General features: G+C 63.4%; 2 protein-coding genes. One reads left to right on the forward strand and one right to left on the reverse strand.

Annotated elements, in window-relative coordinates:
* The first annotated feature begins 269 nt into the window (after positions 1-269).
* A complete protein-coding gene (locus tag C4S68_RS04830; protein WP_103931822.1) occupies positions 270-8,933 on the forward strand; it encodes an FG-GAP-like repeat-containing protein in 8,664 nt (2,887 codons plus the stop codon).
* Positions 8,934-9,039: 106 nt separating this feature from the next.
* On the opposite strand, the gene C4S68_RS04835 is transcribed toward C4S68_RS04830, so the two are convergent.
* Positions 9,040-12,654, reverse strand: a complete 3,615-nt coding sequence (locus tag C4S68_RS04835; RefSeq protein WP_235011354.1) for an alpha-mannosidase — start codon at positions 12,652-12,654, stop codon at positions 9,040-9,042.
* Positions 12,655-12,665: the final 11 nt, after the last annotated feature.

Genomic DNA, 12,665 nt, shown 5'->3' on the forward strand with positions numbered 1-12,665 from the left:
GCTCAAGGGGATAACAGGTGATGGTCCGCGCGGGGGTTGGCGACTTCCCGTGCGGCCTGACTGATTGCAGTCAAGTCGTCCGTGCCCACCCTCCGGGGGCATGGCCCCGCACGCCACACCGCAACCGAAAGAACGTCGTGGTACACTCCGCAAAACCCACGCAAGTAGAGCAGGCCGCGCCGTGAGTTCGACTCCGCCACGTCTCTGCAAAACCTCCTGGGATCGTAGAGGCGGCTGCCCAAGGCAGCCGTCCGGGGTCGTGTCCGTCCATGAACTTGCGCAGCAGAGCACTTCGCGTTGTCTTTTCGTCCGTTCGCTCCATCGCCGTGTCGCGTGTTGCAGCAATTCCGCTGCTGATTGTTGGCATCGGAGCGTTGCTTGGCCCCGCGGCCCTGGCACAGCAACAACCAATGCGCGTGCCTTCGTCACACGTGCGCGCGCAAGTGCTCGATCATACTGCGGCCTACGTCGCGCCGATGGCAGATGACGAGCAGCTGCATCTGTCCATCGTGCTCCCATTGCACAACCAGGCGGCGCTCAGCTCCCTACTCTCCCGCCTGTACGATCCCACCAGCCCGGATTACCGCCACTTCCTCACGGTCGCGCAGTTCACGCAGCAGTTTGGCCCTTCGGAGGATGACTACAACGCCGTCGCCGCCTACGCTCAGGCGCAAGGGCTCACTGTGGGTACCGCGCCCGGGAACCGGCTCGTCGTGCCCGTCAGCGGTCCCGTCGTCGCGATCAACGCGGCCTTCAACGTGCAGATGACGATGTACCAGCACCCGACGGAGAATCGCAGGTTCTTCTCTCCGGATCGCGAGCCGTCCCTGCGTCTCAGCGTGCCCGTGTCGCACATCTCGGGCATGGATAACTACTCCATACCGAAGCCCTTCTCGCGCCGCGCGATGGCCGTGCAGCAGGCTGCTGTCGCCGTCAACGGCTCTGGTCCTGGAGGGTCCTACCTCGGCAGCGACATGCGAGCCGCCTACTACGGCGGAACGGTATTGGACGGTACCGGACAGGCCGTTGGGTTGCTGGAGTTTGGTGGCTACGATCCCGCCGACGTCGCCCTCACATTCACGAATTCCGGGCAGACCAACAACGTTCCGATCAATAACGTTGCCCTCGACGGCGCCAGCGTGGGAACAAACCAGTACGGAGACGGCGAGCAGGTCCTGGACATCGTTCAGGCCATCGGCATGGCGCCGAACCTCAGCCAGGTGCGCGTCTACATCGGGAACGCAACCTCCGGGACCGACGACGCGAGCATCCTCAATGCGATGGTCTCCGAGAACCTCGCGAAGCAGTTGAGCTGCTCCTGGGGATGGCGGCCGGCGGACCCAACCGCCGCTGATGTCTTCTTCCAGGAGATGGCCGCGCAAGGGCAGAGCTTCTTTGCCGCCTCCGGTGACTCCGGCGCATTCGATATCGCCATCAACCCGTTCTTTTTTCCTGCCGAGGACGACTACGTCACGACCGTCGGAGGGACTCACCTCGTGACGGCCGGCCCCGCCAGCACGTGGGTCTCGGAGACCGTGTGGAACTCCGGGGGAGCAGGAAGCGGGGGTGGCATCAGCCCGGACAGCATTCCACTACCCTCCTGGCAGGCGGGCCTCGCGAACTCCGCCAACGGCGGCTCGACCACCCTCCGCAACGTTCCTGATGTCGCAATGGAAGGCGACTTCGACAACTACTCCTGCCAGGGTGGTGTATGCGCCGGGGACTGGGCCGGCACCAGCTTCGCAGCCCCGCGGTGGGCGGCCTTCATGGCGCTGGTCAATCAACAAGCCGTCGAAAATGGCTCCGCGACCACAGGTGGCATCGGCTTCCTGAACCCTCCGCTGTACCAGATCGCGCAGGGAGCGAACGCTGCGAGCGATCTGCACGACATCACCAGCGGAAACAACCAGACGTCCAATCAACCTACCTGGTACAGCGCCGTCGCCGGTTATGACCTCACCACCGGCTGGGGCAGCGCCAACGGACAGAGCCTGATCAACGACCTCGCGGGTCCGCAGGTCCCGGGTTTCTGGCTCGTGAGCTCCCAATCCACCGCCACCGCCAACCCCGGCGGCACCGGATCCACCACGATCAAGGTCGTGGACGCGGGCGGTTTCAACGAAAGCGTCAACCTGGCTGTTACCTCCACGCTTCCTACCGGCGTCACTGCGGCCTTCGCCTCCAACTCGGCGACGGGATCGGACGTTCTTACCTTCACGGTCGCTGGCACCGTCGCATCGCAGACGGTGCCCATCACTGTGACGGGCACCTCCGGAACTCTCACCCAGTCCGTCAACTTCGCGCTTGTCATCCACTCGGCGAGCTTTGGCCTGGCCGCGTCGCCAGCTTCCGTGTCGGTGCAGCCGGGCAACTCGGGAACGACCACGGTCACCGTGCGACCGCTGTATGGTTTCAACGGGACGGTAGCTCTCTCCGTCTCAGGTCTGCCGACGGGCGTGACCGCTGCATTCTCTCCAACGTCGACCAGCGGAACCAGCACGCTGACCTTGACGGCAGCCTCGAACGCCACCGGCGGGAACAGCGTTCTCACTATCACCGGCACCTCGGGATCGCTCACCGCCACCACCACCATGGGAGTGATCGTCCAGGCGCCCAGCTTCAATATCGACCCGCTGGAGACCTCGGTCACCGCCGGACAGGGCGGCTTCGGGTCGACGTACATCGAGGTCCTTGCGCAGTACGGTTTCACCGGCAACGTCACATTGTCAGCCTCGAACCTGCCGGCCGGTGTCACGGCTTCGTTCTCCCCCAATCCTGCTCCCTCTGGAAGCTTTGTCACGGGAACGTTTAACGTCAGCAGCACCGCTGCGGTCGGCTCCACTCCCGTCACGATCACCGGGGTTTCGGGGAGTCTCACCTCCTCGGCAAACGTCACGCTCAACGTCGTTCAGCCCACCTTCACTCTCTACACGTATTCCCCCCTCAGCCTGGGGCAAGGTACTTCGGGGACGCTCTCTGTCTCCGTGCAGGGGCAGTACGGCTTCCAGGGCTCGGTTGCGTTCTCCGTCTCGGGCCTGCCGCGTGGAGTCACCGGCGTCTGGGCTCCCAATCCATCTACCTCCTCCACTTCGCTTTACCTCAACGTCAGTAAGACGACACCTGCGGGCACGTATCCGCTCACCATCACCGGCACCTCGGGCGGCCAGACCGTCACCACCACGGCGACCCTGAATATCCTGGTGCCGACGTTCTCGCTCGCCAACTACTTCACCCCGGCCATTCCTCCGGGCACCAGCGGCACCGCGTACATCTACGTGAACGACGAGTACGGCTTCAATGGGAATGTGAACTTCTCGGTCTCCGGACTTCCCAGTGGTGTCACCGCATCGTTCTCGCCGGCAAGCTCGACCACATCCAGTTCACTCAATCTGACGGTTGGCAGCGCGACTGTGCCTGGACAATACAACCTCACCGTCACCGGAACGTCGGGCAGCCAGACGCAGACCGTTACCGTCCCCCTCTCGGTGCCTGCACCAACCTTCGGCATCTCCACGAACAACTACTACCTGACCCTGAATCCGGGGACGTCGCAGAGCACTCCGGTCACGATCTATCCGCAGTACGGCTTTGCGGGCAGTGTTGCCTTGTCGGTTTCGGGTCTGCCAACGGGCGTTACGGCGTCGTTCTCGCCCAATCCAGCTACCGGCAGCACCACCCTGACACTGACGGCGACAACGGCAGCCGTAAACGGAATCTACCAGCTCACGCTCACCGGAACCGGGGGCGGTGTCACGCAGTCGACTACGCTCCAGCTCACGGTCGCTCCGCCATCCTTCACTCTGGGTGCGGGATCTCCCGCCCTCGGTCCCGGCACTTCCACCTCGGCCTATGTCTACGTCTACGCCCAGAACGGGTTCACGGGGGCCGTCAGTCTTGGGGCCTCAGGACTTCCCTCCGGCCTCACGGCTTCGTTCGTGCCCAACCCGACAACGTACTCCAGCCAGCTGAACCTCACTGCCAGCAGCTCTCTCGCGCCCGGAGTCTATCCGCTCACCATCACCGGCACCTCCGGTTCGCTCACCGCCAGCACTACGATCCAGGTCACCGTCGGCGCCCTGGGCTTCACACTTGCCGGGCCGTATTACGTCACCGTGGGCCAGGGGTCCACGGTGAATTCCTATGTTTACGTCAACGACCAGTACGGTTTCGCCGGCCCGGTCACCCTCTCCATGGCTGGCCTCCCCGCCGGGATCACGGCGACATTCGGAACCAATCCCACCACGTACGAAACCCCGGTCGTCTTCACCGTCTCACCCGGCGTTCCTGCAGGGCCGTACTCTCTCACCCTGACCGGAACCTCGGGGGCCCTGTCCGCGACGGATCCCTTTACGCTCACCGTGGTCGCGCCTACGTTCAGCCTCTACGGGGGCTACAGCGCCTCCGTGAACCAGGGCGGCTCCTCGACCACGACAGTCACGGTCTCACCCCAGAACGGCTTCTCCGGTAGCGTGGCGATGAGCGTCTCCGGACTTCCAGCCGGCGTGACCGGAACCTTCTCGCCAACTTCGACGACCAGCAGCAGCGTGCTCACCTTCGCAGCCACCGCGTCAGCGGCTCCTGGCACCTATCCGCTGACCGTCACGGGTACGTCAGGCAACGTCACTCAGACCTTGTCCTTCCAGCTCGTCGTCAACGGCGGCAGCTTCACGCTCGCGGCTGCGCCTGGAGAGGTCGAACTGCCCGCGGGCTCGTCCGGCAGAACTGCGGTCTCCATCGCTCCGGTCAACGGATTCTCCGGCAACGTCAGCCTCGCTGCAACCGGCGTGCCCGCGGGCGTCACCGCGACGTTCTCTCCTGCCACTGCAACGACCTCGAGCGTGCTGACCTTCACGGCCAGCAGTGCGGCGGCGCCCGGCACGGCGACGATCACCATCACTGGCACCTCGGGCACTCTCTCGGGCAGCGCCAACGTGCAGCTGAACGTGCTCTCCGCCCAGAGTGGCAGCGCCACCACACTCTCGCTCTCCTCGGGCGGCAGCCCCGTATCCACTGTCGCCGCGAGCTCGAAGGTGACCGCGACCATCAACGTCACCTCCGGCTCGAACGCCTTGTCTGCCGGACAGGTCTACCTCTGCGACGCTGCGGCCTCCTCCTGCGGCATCAATCAGAATCGCGGCGTGGTGCAGATCGGCAGCAACGGCTCGGGATCTCTCGCATTCGTGCCAGGCATTGGCGTGCACTCCTACGTCGCCATGTTCGCCGGCATCTCCGGTGTCGCAGCCAGTACCTCCGCGGCGGCTCCGCTCACCGTCTCGGCAACACTGCCAAGCACCACGACCATCGCCCAGAGTGGTTCCGCCGGCAACTATACCCTGACCGCAACCGTCACCGGGCAGGGCGACGTGGCTCCCACGGGCACGCTCTCCTTCGTGGACACGACCAACGCCAACGCCGTCCTCGCGGCGTCCCCGCTACAGGCCGGAACGCCCACGCTCACCCAGACCGCCGCCCAGACTCCATCCGGCGACAGCTACACCAAGAGTGTTGTTGCGGCTGATGTGAACGGCGATGGCATCTCCGACCTCGTGGAGCTCGGTTCGCAGACCAATTCGTTGCTCATCGTACTCGCCAAGGGAGATGGCACCTTTGCCGCTCCGCAGGCCATCGCTCTTGGGACGAGCCCAGGCAGCATGGCGCTCGGCGACTTCAACCGCGACGGCCACATCGACATCGCCATCTCTGCGCCGAATCTCAATCAGGTGCTGATCTACCTCGGCAACGGAGACGGCACCTTCACAGCTTCGACCAGCATCGCTCCCACTGCCGCAGGGCCTGGGGCGCTTGCCGTGGCGGACTTCAATGAAGACGGCCTGCTCGATATCGCAGTGCTGAACACGAACAGCGGGGTCCTCAGTCTTCTGCTTGGCAACGGAGACGGCACATTTACGCCGGGCCAATACAGCCCTGCCGTCCCGAACGTGTCACTCCTGGCGCAGGGCGATTTCAACGGCGACGGCATCCCGGACCTGATTGCAGCCGGCACCAACTATTCCACCTCCCAGCTCACGGTGCTGCTGGGCAACGGGGACGGATCCTTCACGGCGGCTCCTTCGCAGGCCTTAGGCACTGCCTATCCGGTCTCCCTCGCGACCGGCGACTTCAATCTCGACGGGAAGCCTGACGTCGTTCTTCTCTTCTCCTATGGGTCAGAGGTCCTGCTGCTCGGCAACGGAGATGGAACCTTTACTACCGGCACGGCGCCGCCTTTCACCGGTACCCCCACGGCAGCGGCCGTGGCCGATATCAACCTCGACGGTAAGCCGGACCTCATCACCAACTCCGGGATCCTGCTGGGGAATGGCGATGGCACCTTCACCGCGTCTGGGCCTTCCTCCGTCAACATAGGGGGAAGTTCCATAGCTGTAGGTGACTGGAACGGAGATGGCATTCCTGACGTCGCCACGCCCGCCAGCTACTACGGTTCCGTGAACCTCGGGCTGTCCCAGTTGTCGCAGACCTCCACTGCAACTGCCACCAACGTGACTCCCGACGGCACAGGCCCGCACGCAGTGAAGGCCAGCTATCCGGGCGACACCAGCTTCGTGGCGAGCGCCTCCTCGACCACCAGCATCACGGCCCAGCCCGGACCGCCCGCAGTCACCGTTACACCGGCCACCCCGAGCATCAACGTCGCCCAGACCCTCTCGGTGACCATCGCGGTGAGCGCCGGAACTTCCAACCCCACACCTACCGGGACCGTGACCCTCGCCGGAGGCTCCTTCACGTCGCCCGCAGTCAGTCTTAGCGCCGGAGCCGCCACCATCACCGTCCCCAAGGGAGCGTTCTCCACCGGGTCGGCGACCCTCACCGCAAGCTATCAGCCCGACGTCGCGAGCTCGCAGTTCTACACGGCGGCCACGGGCATCGCTCCGATCAACGTCACCCTCATCACGCCCATCGTCCATGTCGGCATCTCCGGCTCCTCGATCACCACGACAACCTCCACCACCGCGAACATCTCGGTCACGGACCCCACCAGCACGGGCGTACCCACCGGATCCGTCACGCTGACTGGAGGAAGCTTCACCTCAGCGTCGGTCGCTCTGAGCAATGGAGCGGCCACGATCACCATCCCTCCCGATTCGCTGGCTTCAGGCTCTGACCCCGTCTCCGTCACGTACACTCCCGACTCCGCCGCGACGGCCGTATACGCTTCGGCAACGGGAACGGCGCAGTTAGGAGTCACCAAGACGACACCGACGCTGACCTGGTCGACACCCGCCTCGATCACCTACGGCACCCCGCTCGGCGCCGCGCAGCTCAACGCGACCTCGCCGGTTCCGGGCACCTTCACCTACACGCCGGCTGCCGGAACCGTCCCTGGCGCCGGTCCGCAGACACTCTCGGTCCTGTTTACTCCGACGGATGGCGTCAACTATGCGACCGCAACTGCCAGCGTTACGCTGACGGTAAACCAGGCGACGCCGATCATCACCTGGCCAGCGCCAGCAGCTATGTCCTATGGCACAGCGCTATCTGCGACGCAGCTCGACGCGACCGCTTCGGTCGCCGGAACGTTCAGCTACAACCCGGCGCTCGGAACAATCCTGAGCGCCGGCCCCGAAACCCTGTCGGTCACCTTTACCCCGACGGACGCGGTGGATTACAACTCTGCTTCCGCTACGACCACCGTCTCGGTCACTCAGGGAAATCCCTCGGTGACGTGGCAGACTCCCGCCGCCATCACCTACGGCACGCCTCTGAGTGCAGCACAGCTCAATGCGACGTCGACCATCGCAGGAACCTTCAGCTACGTTCCCGCAGCGGGTACGGTGCTTGCTGCAGGCTCGCCGGCGCTATCGCTCACGTTTACTCCCAGGGACGCTGTGGACTACCAGGCCACAACGAGCACCGTCACGCTGGCGGTCAACCGCGCTCCCTTGAGTCTCTCCGCCGCGAACGTCTCGCGCGTCTACGGTACGACCAATCCAGCCTTCACGGGCTCTGTGTCGGGAGCGGTCAATGGCGACAGCTTTACCGAGAGCTTCTCGACCGCAGCCAGCACAGCCAGTCCTGCGGGAACCTACGCCATCGTGCCCTCTGTGACAGGAGCCAACGCTGCCAACTACACGATCGCCGCAGCGAACGGCACACTGACCATCACGCAGGCCGCCAGCAGCACGTCGCTGGCGCTCTCGAACCAGAACCTCACCTTCACCGCGACTGTCTCGTCCGCGACCAATGGCACGCCTGGCGGTACGGTCAGCTTCTACGCTGGCCAGACCCTGCTCGGTACGGGAACCCTCAACAACGGTGTGGCCATCTACACCGCCAGTTCATTCCCGGCCGGCAGCGTCACCCTGAGCGCGCAATATAGCGGAGACATGAACTTCCTCTCCTCCGCCTCCACCGCAACGCCCGTCCTCGCGATGACGTCCGCAAGCAATGCGCTCAACGTCTCCACCGCCGGCACCGTCACGGACAACCTCACGCTCGGTGTTCCCACTGGCTATGCGGGGACCGTGCAACTCTCATGCTCAGGACTGCCGCAGCAGGCGACCTGCAACTTCCAGCCGGCCACCCTGTCCTTCTCCGGAACGTCCAGCAGCGGCGCCACCACGCTGACCATCGGTACCGGCGGCCTGGCAAGTCTTCGGGCTCCTGGGCCTCCCGGCTCCGGGCCGAGCACGATGCGATGGGCCGCAGTTCTGGGGCTGCCCGGTTTCCTGCTTCTGGGTGTCCGGGGCCGCCGCCGGCGACTACACAGTGCGCTGCGCTCGCTCGCCATGCTCCTGCTGATGTGCGGCGCTGCGAGTCTGGTCACCGGGTGCTCTGGCGCTGGATCCTCAGGATCAGGATCTTCGGGGTCAGGCTCGACGAAGTCGCCCGCCGGAACTTACACGGTTCAAGTGACAGCGACCACACCGTCTGGCGCGACCCAGTCCGTCAACATCGCACTGACGGTGCAGTAGCCGAGGTAGTCACTGCAAGAACTTGCTCCGGCAGGCAGACCAATGTTGTTGGTCTGCCTGCCGGAGCAGAGACGACGGCGTACCGCCTTCGAGTAAGCGCGAACCTCTAGTGGGCGATCGCTGAGTTCGAGGAGCTTCCAAGCGTATCGAAGAGTGGCGCTGCTGGAGTTGACGCAGGATTCTCCTCCACGGCAGAGATCGCCAGGATGCGAATCTTATCGTTCGTCGGCAACACAACGCTGTGTACGTTCGATGGGAGATCCAAAGAGTATGCGAAGAGGTAGGAATACTGGTACGGGGCATTCAGGCCTTCCGCCGTGTGATGATGCGAGGCGTACCACGCCAGCCCCGCAGGCTTGATGAACCCCTTTTCGAGGCCCACATAGTCTTCCGGATAGCTTGGCGATGGACGGCGAAGCTCGCGCTCCTCAAGGTCCTTCGGCGGCCACACCGCATGGTGCGCTGAGATATTCCAGTCGAACGTTGGTTCGTTCTTCCAAAGGCGCGTGTCCCACTGCCCGATGAAGCCGCTCCAGTCCTGCACAGTGAGCTCTACGGACTTCGAACCGACTCCGAAGCTCGCATGCTGATCACCACCTGTGGAAGCCGCAAGGACGTAGACGCGGTTGAAGTGTCCTGCAGGCAACGCCAACGTCTGACCGCTGGGCACGACGGCATTCGCGGAGCCCGTCGCAGCAGACGCCAGCGTGAAGTGGACCCCGTGATAGTCGACCACCGACGGCAACATCTCCGCAGGCAGAGTATTGCCCTGGCCGTCGAAGCCGCCGCCGGTAGCCTTCGTGTCATCGTTGCTGGAGACTGCGAGGGTGTAGGGCAGAGTCACCGGTTGCGAGTGCACTGCTGAAGCTTTCACACTTCCCTGCCCCAGCTTCAATGCGAAGGTGCGCGGCTGATACGCCGTGAACGAGGCAACGAGCTTGCCGTCGTTCACCTGCGCGTCGCCCACTGGCTGCTCCTGCCCGTTCACCTCACGAGCGGCAATGACAGGAGAGGCAAAGGTGACGTGCACATCCGATGCGGGTTTGCCATCCAGCTCCGCGACACGCAGTACGACCTCATCACTCTCTTCGGCCTTCTTCAAGGCAAAGACGCGCACGCGAGGGTTATCGATGGAAAGCAACGAGAAACTCTTGCCCAATGAGCCAGGGTGCGCTTCCGTAGCGAACGGCATCATCGGATCGTTGAGTCTATATGCTTGCCAGTCAGTCTGCGCCTGCCGCCAGTCACCCGCGTGACCCACGAGTCCAAAGGTAATCTCGTGATGCCCCCAGTCCTGGTTTGCCTGATCGCTATAGGCCCCTGGCGCACGATTCGTTGTGGGTTGAATCCCCGGCGACCGTAGCAGCGTAAGACGAATCGTGTTGTCGTTCGGCTTGTCGGAGGCGTTCTTGTAGTCCGTAAGGATGGTGACGCCGAAGGCACCGCTTTGATCTGTCAGATCGATCCAGCGATGCGACCCCACCTCGAACTGCCGCATTGTCGCGGTCGGACGCTGGATGGTTCCGAGGTCCTGGTTATAGGTTGCGTTCGTGTTGGCCGCAGTGAGCGGAAAAGCTACCTTGAGGTTAGAGGTCAGACCACGCCAGTCGATCGCGTTCTTCACTTCGACGCGGTTGCCTTCATCGCCCGCGGAAAGACTGATCGTCTGCACGAAGGTCGAGCCCTCGGTCGTGCGCGATACCTCGAGCGAGACGCGCACCGGCCCCGTCTCCTTGATGCGGATCTTTGCCGGGCCACTGACATAGGCACGCGGCGCAGCCTCGACCTGCTCGTAGTCCATGTTCCATGCGGGGTACTGCTTCGGCGTGTCGGTCGTGATCGCAAGCCGCACAGGTGCAGACAACAGCTCCTTGCCGAGCTTCTTGTCGAAGACGCTGGAGATATCGCCATCCGCGTTGAGCTGCACGCGGTAGTGCGCGTTTTCAAGCGAGCGTTCCGTTACCTTAAGTGACGAGTTTGCGGACACGGCCTTCGCAGCCGCCACGTGGTAGACCGCATAGCCGACTGAGGGCGCCTTCGCAAGGAAGAGCACCTTGCCCTCATCCATTTGCGACGGCGTCTCGCGGCCGTCGGGCCCGATGACGCGGACGGCAGTCGCCCCACCCGGCAGCGCGATAGTGGCTTCGACAACATCTTCGCGCTCCACGTTAAGTGGGTTGTAGATCACCAGCGGCACCCCGGGGCCCTGCGTATCCAGCACCGAAGAGACAGCCTCCGTGGCGCTCGTGATCACCCCGGCAAACTGGTTGGCCGTAATCACGTCATCGTTCCACGCATAGCGATACGTGCGCGGCGTCGCTGTGCCAGCCCCGGTATCGTGAAAGTGCCCACCGAGCTCCAGCGTCCAGGCATCGTTCAACCTCTGTTGTGGATACGGACGAGCACCCAGCCACTCTGCGGCGATCGAAGCCTTCTCGGCCGCGTCGGCAAGGGATTCGTTCCGCATGATCCAGCGCTTGTGATAGGCCTCGGATGTCAGCGAACCTGCCGAATGATTGATCAGCTCGAGGTCGCCCTTGTAACCCGGCAGGCGGCTCGTATCGAGCTTCGCCATATCGTTGAACATCTGGTCGGCCGTGGCCTCAACAACATGCACCGGGCCTTCTCCAACGCGCACCGGCTTATCGCTGTAGGATGCCTGCTCCTTGAGGAAGCTGAGCTGCGGAGGTGTCGGCAACACCGTTTCGCTCTTCGTCACGATGGCCTCAAGCAGCTTGACCGTCGACTCCTGCGTGGCTCCGCCAATGTCGCCGGTTCCCACATAGTGGTAATCCGCGAACAGGCCCGTGACCTTGCCGTCGAGGTCGATACGCTGCACCCAGTTTGGCTCGATCTGGCGGCGTTCGTACTGGCGGATCTGCAGCGGCGTCAGCTTCGCTTTCTCTTCATCGGTAAGCACGTGCTGCGAAACTGGCAGTGGTTCCCGGCTAAGATCTGTATACGCATTCCCGTTATAACTTCCAGGGTTGAGCGCAGCAATGACGGTCTTGCCGTCCGGACCTGTCCACAAGCCCACATTGAAAGGGATGCCCTCGGGTGTCTTCTCAGGCGAATCCGGCCCTCCCACGAGAGGCGCAGGCTGCCACGTAGCATTGAGCTTCTGCGTCGAGAACCCCTTCACCCCGGCATGGGCAAGGATGCTGGGCAGCGACGCGGGAAATCCAAAGCAGTCCGGCAGCATGTATTCATTGCTCGCTTTGCCAAAATCCTTCCTGAAGTATTCGTTGCCATAAAGCACCTGGCGAAAGATGCCTTCGGCGCTCGGCAGGTTCACATCGCCTTCTTCAACCGACGATCCCGCCGGGAACCACCGGCCCGCCGCAACGTACTTCGTCATCCGCGCATAATCGTCTGGAAAATACTCCTTCATCAGCCGATAGCGATTGGAGCCAGTCCAATTGAAGACGTAATGCGGGTAGCGATCGATATAGTCGAAGTTCACCCGCATCGTCTTCAGCAGATATTCGCTGATGGTCTGTGGCATCTCCCAACGCCACTGCGTGTCAAGATGCGCATAGGGCACAACGTACAGTGTGGGGTCCCTGGTGATGTCCGGCGCCTTCATGGTCTGGCCGGTTGCCGACAACGCAAGACTCAGGGCCGCAGGAACAAGAGGAAGCCAGCGACGCACTGTGCGGCCTGTCAGATCTTCATTGCGGAGAAAGTTTCTGGCATCGCCTGCCCGGCGGATCTTCGTCATGCTCGGCTCCA

It is taken from the genome of Bryocella elongata (assembly GCF_900108185.1).
Classification (GTDB): Bacteria; Acidobacteriota; Terriglobia; order Terriglobales; family Acidobacteriaceae; genus Granulicella; species Granulicella elongata.